Origin of the sequence: Acaryochloris sp. CCMEE 5410 (assembly GCF_000238775.2) — a bacterium.
Classification (GTDB): Bacteria; Cyanobacteriota; Cyanobacteriia; order Thermosynechococcales; family Thermosynechococcaceae; genus Acaryochloris.
On record NZ_AFEJ02000002.1, the window covers coordinates 814120 to 828151 of the forward strand.

At 45.7% G+C, this 14032-nt stretch carries 10 protein-coding genes and 1 pseudogene; 4 read left to right on the forward strand and 7 right to left on the reverse strand.

The annotated features are described in order from the left end of the window. Positions 1-4: 4 nt before the first annotated feature. Positions 5-1110: pseudogene (locus tag ON05_RS24555) on the reverse strand (amidinotransferase). Positions 1111-1784: 674 nt separating this feature from the next. Between ON05_RS24555 and ON05_RS24565 the strand changes: the two are divergent. Then, positions 1785-4445, forward strand: coding sequence for an EAL domain-containing protein (locus ON05_RS24565; protein WP_010478160.1), 2661 nt, complete (start codon positions 1785-1787; stop codon positions 4443-4445). A 35-nt stretch (positions 4446-4480) separates the two neighbouring features. On the opposite strand, the gene ON05_RS24570 is transcribed toward ON05_RS24565, so the two are convergent. From ON05_RS24570 to ON05_RS24585, 4 genes are all read right to left on the reverse strand, one after another. Further along, positions 4481-5557 carry a GNAT family N-acetyltransferase gene (locus ON05_RS24570; protein ID WP_262562336.1) on the reverse strand — a complete coding sequence of 359 codons (1077 nt, stop codon included), beginning with the start codon at positions 5555-5557 and terminating at the stop codon, positions 4481-4483. A 144-nt stretch (positions 5558-5701) separates the two neighbouring features. After that, entirely contained in the window at positions 5702-6787 is a 1086-nt protein-coding gene (locus ON05_RS24575; protein WP_010478164.1) for a GNAT family N-acetyltransferase, read from the reverse strand. Between the two features lie 6 nt (positions 6788-6793). Next, entirely contained in the window at positions 6794-7714 is a 921-nt protein-coding gene (locus tag ON05_RS24580) for a phytanoyl-CoA dioxygenase family protein (RefSeq protein ID WP_010478166.1), read from the reverse strand. Continuing rightward, complete coding sequence (locus ON05_RS24585; RefSeq protein WP_010478168.1) at positions 7711-8346, reverse strand: sugar transferase; 636 nt, start codon at positions 8344-8346, stop codon at positions 7711-7713. Before ON05_RS24585 ends, ON05_RS24580 begins: the two co-directional genes overlap by 4 nt. A 944-nt stretch (positions 8347-9290) precedes the next feature. Between ON05_RS24585 and ON05_RS24590 the strand changes: the two genes are divergently transcribed. Continuing rightward, on the forward strand, positions 9291-10559 hold the full coding sequence (locus tag ON05_RS24590) for a sensor histidine kinase (RefSeq protein ID WP_010478172.1): 1269 nt from the start codon (positions 9291-9293) through the stop codon (positions 10557-10559). Next, on the forward strand, positions 10559-11188 hold the full coding sequence (locus tag ON05_RS24595) for a response regulator transcription factor (RefSeq protein WP_010478174.1): 630 nt from the start codon (positions 10559-10561) through the stop codon (positions 11186-11188). Before ON05_RS24590 ends, ON05_RS24595 begins: the two co-directional genes overlap by 1 nt. Before the next feature lie 58 nt (positions 11189-11246). Here ON05_RS24595 and moeB read toward each other — a convergent pair whose 3' ends face one another. Next, complete coding sequence (moeB, locus tag ON05_RS24600) at positions 11247-12419, reverse strand: molybdopterin-synthase adenylyltransferase MoeB (RefSeq protein WP_010478175.1); 1173 nt, start codon at positions 12417-12419, stop codon at positions 11247-11249. Between the two features lie 36 nt (positions 12420-12455). Next, entirely contained in the window at positions 12456-12962 is a 507-nt protein-coding gene (locus tag ON05_RS24605; protein ID WP_139026021.1) for a Mov34/MPN/PAD-1 family protein, read from the reverse strand. A 567-nt stretch (positions 12963-13529) separates the two neighbouring features. Here ON05_RS24605 and ON05_RS24610 point away from each other — a divergent pair. Then, positions 13530-14018 carry a hypothetical protein gene (locus ON05_RS24610; protein ID WP_010478179.1) on the forward strand — a complete coding sequence of 163 codons (489 nt, stop codon included), beginning with the start codon at positions 13530-13532 and terminating at the stop codon, positions 14016-14018. Positions 14019-14032 lie beyond the last annotated feature (14 nt).

Genomic DNA, 14032 nt, shown 5'->3' on the forward strand with positions numbered 1-14032 from the left:
GGGCCTAACAGTAGGACTGCAAAGTACCACGCCGACGGATATCCAGAGTAGCGCAGTGGAAAGACCCCCCAAAGGGCGCAAAGTTGATAAAGGGACATTTAATCGGTTCAAATCCCCAATCTTTAAAAGCTGCGATCAATGAGGTTTGATCCTCCTCCACGATCACCCGTTTCTCATCCAGCATGAGAACGTTGAGACTAATCCACTTACTACACATGGAGGGAACGCCCTTGATCGGATCTGGTTCAGGGGGAACTAGCATATCCCACGATTTAAGGGCTTTAGGGAGTTTATCCACATCAATATACTCAGGATTAATCAAGGCTTTCCCCGGTGCCAAGGGAATAAAGGTAGAGTCAATATGCATGGGGGTGGGACAGGAGCTATCAATCTCGTGAATTTGATAGCGATCACCCAAGTGACGCCGGAGCCAAGTAATCCCAGCCTGATTGGTGACATTACTTTGAGTCACAAATAAATCGCGGCCACAGCGAACAAAATCAGCGGCATCAAAGACGGGTTCAAACTCATTGATCACATAACGAATGGGTTCTCCCTTGGCGGGGGGCTTAAAGGAATAATCGAATAGATCGTCCGTTAGCTCTGGCTTAGGGGCAGAGGTCCAACGAGCCCCTTGGGCAAAATATTCCTTAAAGAGCGGACGGTAGGCATGGGTTTCAAAATAGCGGCACCGCCATGCCATTGGGGTTTCAATAATTTCGTCGCCCAGCACCATAAAACCATCGCGAGGACAGGCAGTACAAAACCCCTTAGAAGACCAATCCAAGGCTTTATATCGTTTGGTGCCTTTAATTACTTCAGGACGTCGAACAACCACCCCTTCAGATTCTAGGATGTGAATAAATTCATCTAGTTCCCGCTGAGCTTTTTTGAGCAAGAACCCAGGATACTTTTGCCCTGCAAAAATTCGGTATAACCGGGCGGTACTGGGGGGATATTGTAGGTGACAGTCACATGATAGGGAGGGATAATCGCTCCTTCTAAGTGACCGACAATCACCTCTTCTAATGGATCCCATTCATTATAGGAATTGACTGGACAGGGAGTAGTAGTGGTCGAATCTATCGTGTCTGTCATCAATTCCGTCATTATCTTTCCTCACCTTTGTCGAATGGCCCCTAGTTGATGCCAAAAGTTTCCTCAGAACTGTATGAGATCTTGTTCAGAAAATCAATCTTGCTCAGTAGCAGGATCTTTGTCTGTAACGATTTGCACCGTCTTGGCGGGGTTTCTGACTCCGATAATCGAGTTTTAACTCCCGTCTCGGTCATTGATCTCGACAGCAGTGTGAACTTTTGTCGACTTCAATCTAGAGCTTGATTGTGAACCATCAAGCAGTTTGGCCCTATTTAGCGTTGTGTGTTCTTCAACCCCCTCAAATTCAATCGATAAAATCAGTCTGTTCCCTCGCGACCGCTTCTTCAATATTTCAATTCAAACTAATGAGAAAATATTGTTTTTTTAAGCTTCAGTTATTGATTTATTCAATTAACGAGGGATTTGAGGGTTTTGCAAGTCGGTGATTTAATCGCTATTGTCCAATCTTGAATACTTTTATCGGTAAGATGTTTCCCATCAAGGCAGTCTTATTCAGCCCATGTAACCTCGCCCTCAGAGCATCTCCATCGATTGAGCTTGATAAATTTATTCAGTTAATACTTAACCTCTCTGACTAATGAATAATTAATGGTGGTATAACCATAAAATCACTGTATTAGCAATTTTCTGGCTAACAAATGCAGTAAAAGGGTTGCATTGATGACATGGAACAGTTAGAACGCTGGAAAAAGATTCGTTTTCCACTCCATCGAACGTTACCGTTACGTTTTATTCTGATTGTTTTATTCGTTCTGCAATTACTGGTTTCTGTGGGTCTGGTGGGCTACTTGTCCTTGCGTAATGGCGAAGAGGCGATAGAAGACTTAGCCAATCAGTTGATGTCAGAAACGGGAGATCGGATTTCAGAGCGACTCAATATTTATCTATTGACCCCTCATCAAGTCAATCAACTCAATAAAGATGCCTTAGATATGGGGCAGCTCCAACTCAATGATCTCCAGAGTATGGAACGCCATTTTTGGCGTCAGAGCCAAGTGTTTGAGTTGATTAGCTACATTCAATTTGGCAATTCGCAAGGGGAGTTTGTAGGCTTAGCGGTCAACGATGATGGGACGCTCACCTATCAGGTGACAGAAGAAACGGGAGCACTGCAGACCTACAGTATTGATACAAAAGGCGATCGCAAACAGTATCTTAAAACCTCTCCTAACTTTGATGCTCGTCAGCGTCCCTGGTACATTGTGCCTCAACAGGCTGACAAACCGGCCTGGACAGAGATCTATCCCTGGGTCAGCCCGCCCACCTTAGCTATCACCCTGGGTCAGCCCTATTATGATGCTCAGGGAAAATTCCAGGGCATTTTAGCGACGGATCTCTCTCTGGCCCAAATTAGCGATTTCCTCAAAGAGTTGAGTCTGTGTGACTCAGGTCGGACATTTATTCTGGAACGCTCCGGTGATATTGTTGCGACTTCCTCCAATGAGCTGCCGTTTGTCTGGCGCAATCATAAGCCCGGCCGGCTGATGGCAGCCCATAGTGAAGATGGGATTGTCCAAGCTACTGCGACTTATTTAGCAAAGCAAGCGGGAGGGCTTCAGCAAATTAATGCTAGACGCCAAATCCAATTTTCGATTGAGGGGCAGCGATATTTCCTGCAGGTGACCCCGTTACAGGATCAGCATGGGTTAGATTGGCTCAGCGTATTGGTGATTCCCGAATCCAGCTTTATGGCTCAGATCGATGCCAATACCCGAACCACCCTGTTGCTTTGTTTCCTGGCGCTGGGGTGTGCCATCTATTTGGGGGTATGTACCGCCAGTTGGATTGCCAGACCAATTCTCCGTTTTAGTCAAGCGAGTCAAGCCATGTCCTCGGGGCAATTTGATCAAATGGTAGCCGTCAAAGGATTTAAGGAAATTGGGGTTCTTCAGCGTTCCTTTAACCGTATGGCGGAGAAACTACAGGCCACTTTTTCTGATTTGGAAGCGGCCAATCTAGCTTTAAAGAAAGAGGTAGTAGAGCGACAACGGGCAGAAGAACAGTTTAAGCATCTCGCCCTTCACGATCCGTTGACGGGGTTTCCCAATCGCGCTTTTTTTATGGAGCAATTGGAACGCGCGGTGAAGCAGACCCAGCGTCATTCCAAATATTTATTTGCCGTACTGTTTATTGATTTAGATCGGTTCAAGATCGTCAATGATAGTCTGGGCCATGAAGTGGGCGATCAGTTATTGGGTGCGATCGCACATCAGCTTCATTCCCTAGTAAGAGCCACTGATATTGTGGCTCGATTAGGTGGAGATGAGTTTGTTATTCTTCTCGAACCCATTGAGGAAGTCAACGATGCCGTGCGAGTAGCAGATCGGATTGTGCAAGAGTTGAGCGCTCCGATTGACTTGAGTAATCGTCAGGTCTTTATTTCAGCCAGCGTGGGCATTGCCCTCAGTTCGCCGGACTACAGTCAGGCCACAGATATTCTCAGGGATGCGGATATTGCCATGTATCGGGCAAAAAATAGAGGAAAAGCTTGCTTTGAAATCTTTAATGAGCGGATGTATACGCAAGCCTTAGATCGACTGCAACTCGAAAATGATTTGCGACAAGCCTTAGACGATCAACAGCTCCAGGTGTTTTATCAGCCTATTGTCAATATCCAGATAGGCAAATTATCGGGGTTTGAAGCTTTAGGACGCTGGCCTCATCCCCAACGGGGATTTATTCCACCAACAGAATTTATACCCATTGCCGAGGAAACGGGCTTAATTATCCCGTTAGGGGAATGGATTTTGCAATCAGCGTGTCAACAGATGGCAACTTGGCTACAAACCTATCCATCGGCAGTGAACTACACCATCAGTGTAAACATGTCGATCAAGCAGCTTAAAGATCCAAACCTGCTGAAGAAGGTTGATAGAGCCTTAGAGCAATCGGGATTAAACCGTCACCAATTGTCTTTAGAGTTGACTGAAAGCATCTTGATGGAGAATGTGATTGAATTAAAAGTAATTTTAAATCAATTAAAAGAAAGAGGCATTCAACTGAGTATTGATGATTTTGGTACCGGCTATTCCAGTCTGAGTTATCTTCATTTATTTCCCTTCAATACCATCAAGATTGATCAGTCTTTTATTACTCGCATTGGTGCCCAAGGAGAAAATCAAGAAATTATTGAAACCATCATTAATTTAGCCAGTCAATTAAATATGGATGCCATCTCTGAGGGCGTAGAATCCAAACAGCAACTCAATTACTTAAAGAAGCTATTGTGTCAGAAAGCTCAAGGGCACTATTTCTCCCAACCTCTGTCTAGTGACGCTGCTGAAGTCTTTATCCTCAACAATCCTCAACTGATTCAAGTCCATTAATAACATCACCTCTTCTTGGGGAGCGATTCCCACGGTTAGGAGGCTGTCCGATAAGCCGGGAAAAAGGTGGATTGCTGTAATTGCTCAACAGGTACATCTATAGCTTGGGCCCGATGTTGAAGCAATTCAGCATAGACTTCAGGATTGACGATCAACCTGAGGGTGTAAAAATCATGCTGCTGCCTAGAAAAGCCCGACTTAAATTTAAATAACCGATCCTCTTGCGATCCGCCCACCCCTCCACCTAGGTGTAGAAATTCATTTCCCTGCTCCTTTGCCCAGAGACGCATATGATGAAGCAATAAGCTAAAGGGAGACTGGGTCATAAACGCCGTAAGGGTTCCACCGAGGTGGGCTTGAACAATGCCACAACATTCAAAGAATAAGCTAGCGGCAACAATTTGATCAGTATTTTCGACGATGCAGCAGTGTAGCTTGTCACCTAAATTGAGCAAGTTTTCCAAATAGTCTTGATTAAAGTAATAGGATTGAGTAGCTGCAACCCGATTCATTGTCTCGGTATAAATAGACGTAAAGACCTCAATACTCTCAGCGTAAGGGACGATTCTGGCTTGCAGTCCCAGTCGTTTGCACTTGTTAATAGTGCTTTGATGCCCTTTTCTGGTGTGAGCCCAAATCTTTGATTCTGGTTGCAATAAATCAACTGAAACGGTTACACCGTCTGGAGTCGCCCTAGGGGAATCAAGATGCTCAATATACCGGGAGCTTAAAATCGGGTGAAGCCGAAAGAAGGCTGAACAAATGTTTTTATCTTTGAAGGCTTTTATGCTCTCTTGGAGTGATGATTGGATAAATATTGGGTCTCCAATTGCTTCTGGACTCAAGGCGATTCCCGAATAACCATAGGGAGAAATAATATCGAGTATCTCTTTATCTTTTAGGTGGTCAGGGCAAACATCTTGGCAGGAGCGAAGTAAGTAAGGCAAAAAAAGTATCTTGTTTTTGTCTTGAACCACAATCGCTTCTGCAGGAGACTTTAAACGTTTGGATTCAATGGAAACGTAAGCAGGCAAGTGATAAACATCATGCCGAATACCATCAAGAACTTGGAGCCAGCGAGGATCATCTAATGCAAGTATCTGCACATCCATTTTCGATTTTACCTATGACTTATATTTCAGACTGGGTAAAAATGATTAATTTCTAAAACTCACTGGGATTGGGTCTATATCGGTAAGCTGGGAAAAACTGAATAGAGTTTAGATGGTCAAGATCAAGGTAAAAATGATTAATTTCTAAAACTCACTGGGATTGGGTCTATATCGGTAAGCTGGGAAAAACTGAATAGAGTTTAGATGGTCAAGATCAATGTTATGCGCTTTTGAATAGGATTCAAGGAGCAGTTTATATTGTAGCGGCTCAATAATGATAGAGGCGGTATAAAACTCATGCCTTTGTTTCGAAAAGTTTGCTTTGTATTGATAAAGACCATCTTCAGAACAACCGACTCCACCACCTAAATGAAGGATTGTATTCCCCCGCTGCTTTGCCCATAGACTCGTTTGGTAAAACTCTAGACTAGTGGGAGAAAGTTTTAGCCCTTCAGGGGTTGTTCCTCCCAATAGTCCTTGAACAATACCCGAACATTCAGAATAGAGTCCAGCAGAAATAATTTTATCTTGATATTCAACAACACAGACAAATAGTTTATGGCCAAGATGCTTTTGGAGTAGGTAGAAGTAATCTCGATTAAATGAGAAAAAGCTGGTCTCAGCTTCAACCCGCTGCATCGTAGCTTCATAGATGTTGCAGAATTCATTGATGTATTCAGAAAATGGCTTGACCTTTGCCACTAACCCCAGTCGTTTCCCTCGGTTAATTTTGTTTCTCTGACTTTTATGGGTATGACTCCAGAGATCTGATTCTGAAAGCTCTAAGTTAATGGAGACCGTATGCCCCACTTTCTTGACGAGGATATTATTTATCCCTTGGGGATGAGTGGTATTAAGACTAGGGTGAAGACGAAGAAACGCTGAGCAAATTCCCTGTTCTTTCCCTAAGTTAAGAAATTGCTCCCAAGCATGGGAGCCAAATACTGAATCTTCTAAGGCTGCTGGATTAAGTAAAAATCCTGAATACCCATTGGGGGAGGTGATGTCATAAATGTTAGCGGGTGCGGTTGGAATGAAATTGCAAGACCGCCGTAAATAGGGAATTAGACAGGCTTTGTGCCCTTCTGTAATTAGGATTGCTTCAGGAATGCTTTGGGTTCTCAGGGCCTCACAATACAGATATTCAGGTAAGTGGTAAATGTCGTGAGACAGGTGAGTCAGCAGGTCTGACCATAAGGGATCGCGCCAATCCAATACTTTGCTTTTCATTACTGTTTAAGATTCTGACCATAGTTCTGGAAAAACACTCGGGTCACTAAAGTCTGGATCGTCATTGGGGAGGGTTCTACACAACTGTTCGTCAAACATATGAATGGCTTGACCTTGGTCATTCTGGTAGGGGCGATAGCGGTTGGATCCATCTTGAAGATGTACTGCGATCGCAAGTCGGGTTCGTTGGCTGCGGTTTGGGTAACTGCCATGAATGGTCCAACAGTTATGGAAGCTGACTTGGCCTTTCCGTAAGGCGAGAGGAATTTCTTTGATCGAATGGTCGATTCCCATCTGTTGAAGTTGCGCCGATAGCTGGTTTAAGTCTTTTCGATGAAATCCTCGCAGATGCTCTAGACCTGACCATTGATGACTACCATCAATAACGACTAATGGCCCCATGTCAATATCACAATCATAAAAAGGGATCCAAGCCGTCAGCAACTGATCAGACGTACAGTTGGCCCAATAGGCCCGATCCGCATGCCAACCGACGCTGGTTTGGGCAGTGTGATCTTGAGGGGGCTTGTAAACCAGTTGATCATCCAAGAGACGGATTTGGTGAGTGCCTGCTAATTTTGCGGCAATTGCTCCCACTACCGGCTGGAGTGCCAATTGTCTCAGGGATTGACTTTGTAAAGATACAAACTCGTTATTGCGCACCAGGTCCAAACCATCCCTGGGTTGCCAATCACTGAAACCTTCGTTGACGGGAAGCACCGCATCTCGCTCCCCCTGATAGTAGCGTTCCGCCCCTGCAATGGCCTGCTCTATAACGTCATCCGGGATGACGGGTGGAGTAACAAACCAGCCATGCTGACGATAGAAGGCAACATCTTGGTCCGTGGGTAGTAGAGCTTGCTGCTGAGGACTTAAGGATTGCTCCAGAGGCTCCCATTGCATGGTGGATAGGGCTTGAGGCCTCATGGATCTAGGGTCCCCATAAACTCTTCTGAAGTCGCAAAGCCCTCTTGGTTAATGCCATCTCGCTTCAGAACTTTCCACACGGTCAGGGCCAGGATTTTGCAGTCCAGCCATAGGGACCAGTGGTCAATGTACCAAACATCCATTGCGAATTTAGATTCCCAACTAATGGCGTTGCGGCCGTTAATTTGGGCTAGCCCTGTGATCCCCGGCAATACTTCATGGCGGCGATTTTGTTCTGGAGTATAGCGATCAAGATACTCGACAATCAATGGGCGAGGTCCCACAAGACTCATATGACCGAGGAGCACATTCCATAATTGAGGCAGCTCGTCCAAGCTGGTTTTACGAATAAACTGGCCAAAGGGCGTCAACCGCTGTTCATCTGGCAGGAGTTGGCCATTGCCATCCAGCTGATTGGTCATGGTCCGGAATTTATAGAAGGTAAAAATTTGGCCATTTTTACCCGGGCGAGGTTGGGTAAACCAGGGGGGCCAACCCATCTTGATACAGATTGCGATCGCAATCATCCCCAACACCGGAGTTAGCAGAATTAGCGCCAACAAAGCAACGGTGCGATCAATCACCCACTTCAACACAATCTGAATTTGGTGGTGGACAGAGGAAGGAGCCATGATGATCAATCGTCAAAGTCACCAAAAGATGAACGAATTACCTTGGTTACTGATAGACCCCTCACTCTGGGAGAGGACATTACAGCAATACAATCAACTGATTCAATTACTGCGAAAATTTTCTTTGATAGAACCTGAATAGATCTTGAGAAGAACTAATATTTTGATAGGCCAAAAAATATTAATTAATTATTGAATTTACAATAATCACTAACCTTTGCATCAGTATAGTCCTTTATGAAAAAAAATTGAACTAAATTAATTTTGATGCTATCAAGCTTTTTTAAAGCGAGAAAAAAGTCTGTTTGCTCATATCGATGACGCTAAAGCCATTCGAGTCTAGTAAAGATCGTAATGGTTGCTATGGAGTAGCAGCTGTTTGGCACTAGCTCGAGTCGCTTCGACCATCCTTTATCAACAGCATAGAATGTTTTTAAGCTAGACTTCCCTATGCCCTGATTAAGGCAACTGAACCCAGGAAGATAATTATCAGCCGTCGAGGATTATTGTGTTATCCACTGGCAAGTCAAGAGGGTTCGAGGTTGATCACTATCGAGAACGGAAAGGATATTGACGGGTTGCCAACAGTTCAGAAGTGATCATTATCAATCGAGCAGATAACTGTAGAATTAAACGTTTTCCTCATGCTTCAAACTGTGCAGGAGATAAAGGTTAGCTATTTTTTAGAAATTCCATAGATGTTTTACACCCCATATCGAATTTTTTTATATGAGGCCAAGAACACATTCACATTGACCGTTAAGATCTCTTTTCTAACAGATATAGTCCCCCTTGCTCTATCAACTTGTATTCTGGGAGACAAATGATTTAGCTTAAGCCCAAGAAGCGCTGGGAGACAAACCAACCTAGAAACCGTCACCTATAGTGGGAGAACATCAAAGCCCTAGCGGCCTGGTAAATCCTTTCCTGGACTGGGAGCCTATATGTCTCGGCTGTTTCGTTCCAACCATCCATTTCACTTACTGCTGTATTTGGAATGGATTTTGTTGGGAGTTGCCCTATTAACGTTGTTTGTACCTTTTCCTCGCCACCATTTTCTACTGCCCCACATTACGCCACGGGGAGGATTGAGGTTTCCCTTGGGCATCTTCCTAAGTATTCTGGCATTAGCGGGTTTAGGCCTTAAACTCCCCATCCATCAATCTCAAAAGGTGAAAGCGCTGTATACCTGTTTGGGCTTTCTTCTTTGTTGGACAACAGTGTTTATGGGAGGGCGGTTTCGTGACTTTTTCACCCCGATGCTCTTAATAGTGGTGATTCGAGCCTGCTTACTGTTCCCTTGGCGGCAGCGGTTGATAGTAGCCTCCGTCGCTTATGGTTCTTTTCTCGTCCGCTTAATGACAGGGGTACAGCGGATCCGCCCATTCCCCAGGGCAGGGCCACCCCCACCTTGGCGGGGGAGAGGACTGTCCCAAGACTTACTGGCAAGCTTGCAATTGAGAAGTGCACTTTTATTTGGGTTAGTCTTGGTCTTTGTCTTGTTGATGGTGGGGGCGCTTTTGACGGAACACCAGAGTCGGACAGAATTAGCTGCGGCCAACCAACGCCTACGGCAATATGCCCTAATGATTGAAAATCAAGCCACTCTGCAGGAGCGAAATCGAATTGCCCGAGAAATGCATGATTCCGTTGGTCATTCCCTCACGGCTCAAAGTATTCAGCTGGAGAATGTGGACGTATGGATGGCCACTGATCGGGCCAAAGCTTCAGATCACTTGGCGAAAGCGCGATCTTTGGGAAAAGAGGCTCTTCAAAATGTCCGCCATACCGTTGCCACCTTGCGGAATAATCCCCTTCAAGGCCAGTCCTTGTCCCAAGCACTATCCAATCTGACCCAAGAATTTGAACGAACCACATCGATTCAGGTCCAATTCGCTACCCACCTTGAGACGCCAGTCCCTAGAGAAATGGCTGCGGCCCTCTATCGTTTAGTACAAGAAGCCCTCACCAATGTTTCAAAACACAGCGAAGCGACCCAAGTTACGATTGAGCTAACGGAGCAAGAAATGGAACTGTTCCTCAACATTTCTGACAATGGCAAAGGGTTTCTACCCGAGAAAAATACCACCGGCTTTGGTCTCCAAGGGATGCAGGAACGGACAGTCGCCTTGGGTGGCCTATTCGAACTCCAAAGCCAACCTCAAACAGGCTGCCATATTCAGATCACAATTCCTCGATTAGGAGAAGCGTAATGATTCGAGTGATGTTGGTAGATGATCAAGGGATTGTGCGGGAAGGGCTCTCTAGTCTGCTTAACACTAAACCGGATTTAGAAGTTGTGGGTGAGGCGGAGAACGGTCAAGTTGCCCTTGAGAAAGCTTTGGAAATTCAACCCGATATTATCCTGATGGATATGCGTATGCCGGTGATGGATGGAGTCGCTGCGACCCAAGCGATCCGGCAGCAGGCTCCTCAAATCAATATTTTGGTCTTAACCACGTTTGATGATGAGGACTATGTCTCTCAAGCCATGCGCTTAGGGGCCAAGGGCTATCTGCTTAAGGATACCCCCTCTGATGAATTAGCAGAGGCCATTCGAGCGGTTCATAAAGGGTACACTCACTTTGGCCCTGGCTTGTTTGAAAAGATGATCACAGCAACGCCAACGGTGGAAGAACCGCCCGAATTGGCAGAACTGACACCCCGAGAGACGGAAGTTTTGGCCTTAATCGCAGAGGGCCAGAGCAATCGAGAAATTGCTGAGACCCTGTATATTTCTGAACGGACGGTCAAGAACCACGTCAATAGTATTTTGAAACGGTTAAATGTGCGAGATCGCACCCAAGCTGCCATCCTAGCCACCAACCTACAACAGCGCTAGCCATGCAGGCTGGGGCATATCGCACCTGAAATTAGATCTATACCTATTAATTCAGGGCTTAATATTCAGGTACCGAAGAATCGATTTCACGACTCCAAGCCGTGATTCCGCCGGTCACATTGGTGCCTGAAATCCCTGCTTCTTGGAGGAAGCCTAGGGCCTTAGCCGAGCGTCCCCCCATCTTGCAGTGAGCAATCAGGCGGTGGCCATTCAGCAGCTCTTTGACTTTGGGAATGGCTTCGCCACTTTCAATCTCAGACAAGGGGATCAAGACTGAGCCAGGGATGCGGGCAATCTCATATTCATGGGGATTACGCACATCCAAGAGGACAAAATCATCCGCACCGCTATCGAGCAGTTGCTTGAGATCTTGAACGGTCATTTCTTCCATATTGGCTTTTTGCTCCGCTTCGGCTGCTTGGGCTTGAGGAATACCACAGAACTCTTGGTAATCCACCAGCTTTTCGATCACAGGACGCTCTGGGTTGGGCCTGAGCTTTAACTCTCGGAACTTCATGTCTAGAGAATTAAACAGTAGTAAGCGGCCACTCAAGGTCGTACCCTGCCCCAAAATAATCTTAATCGCTTCGGTGGCCTGAATAATACCGATAATGCCTGGCAGAATTCCCAAAACACCCCCCTCAGCACAAGAGGGCACTAGTCCAGGAGGTGGGGGTTCTGGATATAAATCCCGATAGTTGGGACCGCCTTCGTAGTTAAATACAGTGGCTTGACCTTCAAAGCGGTAGATCGACCCATACACATTGGGCTTATCTAACAAGACGCAGACATCGTTGACCAGATACCGAGTCGGGAAATTGTCCGTACCGTCAATAACAATGTCATAAGGTTCAGCAATTTCTAAGGCGTTTTCTGAGGTAAGCCAGGTGTTATACAAGTCCACCTGACAGAGGGGGTTGATTTCGTGAATGCGATTTTTGGCGGATTCGATCTTAGGCTTACCCACCCAAGAGGTGCCGTGAATCACCTGGCGTTGGAGGTTAGAGCTATCGACCACATCGGCATCAACAATGCCCAAACGGCCAACTCCAGCGGCGGCCAAATAGAGTAATAACGGTGACCCTAAGCCCCCGGTACCAACACAAAGGATGCTAGCGGCTTTTAAGCGTTTTTGTCCCTCTAGGCCCACCTCCGGCAAAATGAGGTGGCGAGAGAACCGCTCATATTCTTCTTTATTGAGCTGAATCTGGTCCAAATTCGGATTAAGCATGGCGGAAATCCTTAAGGGTCAGGATGTATGAGGTTTCTAAATATCTGTTTCAAGGGTTGACGTAACCATAGTATCCACAACCGTTACTGGTTCTGCTCGAAATTGCTGTTGGTCATCCAACATCCAATTGCGAAAGTCGTGGGGTACACCGTTTTCGACGGCAACTATCACATAGGAATATTGGGGCCAAGCCCATTTGCGATCGCATTCAGAAGGCACGGCTTCGTGATCGGGATGTGAGTGGTAGACCCCTATAATATCCCACCCCTGTGTGCGTGCGTATTTCTGAGCGTTAAATAAATCTTGAGGGGCAATCCAATAGCGGCGGGTTGCGGTTAACGGTGTTCCTGACTCTTCTATTCGTATAGATGATTCGGCTTGCTCCCAGGCATTATCTAGAGGATAGAGTTCAAACAGTTTCTTTTCTAATTGAGCATCTGTTTCTAGGATTTTCCCAAGCATCAGCCCACAGCACTCTTCGGGATAGCAGTCTTGGGCATGGGCATAAATCTGATCCATTTGGTGGGGGTGAAGGGTTAGCACGGCAAATTAATTAAATCGATCCAACCTTACCCTCCCATGATATTTTCCTGAGAGTTCTCAACCAACAGAAGATTTCAAGCTTTTCAACATCTCTTGGCGGGGATTGTCATGAACGTCGCTCCCCCAACGTAAACATCTGAAAATGCTCTCTCTTTGGCTATGCCACCCCTTTGTATCTATCGGCTTGAAAAAAGGCTGGACTGCAAGCAAAACTCCAGGAGTAAGGATCCCTGAAACGATGTGCTGAAGACCCTTAAATTGCTTATTGATAACAGTTTGCAATTGGTAACTAGATATGACAGCATAAGGTCTATGGTGATGCCTTAGCCAGCTAAATACTCAGTAGTTAACGGGTTGAAGCTATGAGCCGTGCTGATAAGTTTTTATCGATATCGTTTGTAAATCAAGGTAGACAATGGTGCTTAGCAGTTTCTACCCTCAGGGAGGTGGCCCAACTCTATCTTCAATTCAAGGCTGAAAAAATGATATTTAATTCACATCCTGACGGTAGAAATAGTTGATCGACGGGTAATCCTGGTCTACTTTACGCATAAAGAATCGCTCGATATGGCTTACGATCCTCAGATTTACTCTTCCTACGAATTGAACTGGCAGTTGCACACTCAAGCAGGCAACCAGTGTCTGCTTGCAGGTTCATATCTGGAGGCCCTACAGGCCTATCGCAAAGCCATTGCCTTGGCTGAGTTAATGTTGATGACTGCCAAAAAAGAGCGTTGTCACCCGGAAGCTATCCATGCTTATGTGACGGCTTGCCACAATTTGGCCGATAATTTAGTAAAACTTGAGGATTTCCAGGTTGCAGAAACCACGATGCAACAAGCGTTGGATCAAGTGGTTGATCTGATGCATGCCACCCAATATTCTCAATGTCTCCGCATCGAAGCTGCAAAAGCATTGAAAATGCTTAGCCTCAAGGTCTATGAGTTTTATCTGCGTCTAGGACAGCAGGATAAAGCTCGCAGAATGTTTGAACAAAACGCTGAGCTTGCCCAGATGTTTTTCAGTCAGATACAACCTCGGTTGTTGAGTGTATAGTATTCATGGATTTG

Excerpts from the sequence above, each read along its gene's own strand:
- ON05_RS24565 (WP_010478160.1), top strand. The coding sequence starts at position 1,785 with ATGGAACAGTTAGAACGCTGGAAAAAGATTCGTTTTCCACTCCATCGA.
- ON05_RS24570 (WP_262562336.1), bottom strand. The coding sequence starts at position 5,557 with ATGGATGTGCAGATACTTGCATTAGATGATCCTCGCTGGCTCCAAGTT.
- ON05_RS24575 (WP_010478164.1), bottom strand. The coding sequence starts at position 6,787 with ATGAAAAGCAAAGTATTGGATTGGCGCGATCCCTTATGGTCAGACCTG.
- ON05_RS24580 (WP_010478166.1), bottom strand. The coding sequence starts at position 7,714 with ATGAGGCCTCAAGCCCTATCCACCATGCAATGGGAGCCTCTGGAGCAA.
- ON05_RS24585 (WP_010478168.1), bottom strand. The coding sequence starts at position 8,346 with ATGGCTCCTTCCTCTGTCCACCACCAAATTCAGATTGTGTTGAAGTGG.
- ON05_RS24590 (WP_010478172.1), top strand. The coding sequence starts at position 9,291 with ATGTCTCGGCTGTTTCGTTCCAACCATCCATTTCACTTACTGCTGTAT.
- ON05_RS24595 (WP_010478174.1), top strand. The coding sequence starts at position 10,559 with ATGATTCGAGTGATGTTGGTAGATGATCAAGGGATTGTGCGGGAAGGG.
- moeB (WP_010478175.1), bottom strand. The coding sequence starts at position 12,419 with ATGCTTAATCCGAATTTGGACCAGATTCAGCTCAATAAAGAAGAATAT.
- ON05_RS24610 (WP_010478179.1), top strand. The coding sequence starts at position 13,530 with ATGGCTTACGATCCTCAGATTTACTCTTCCTACGAATTGAACTGGCAG.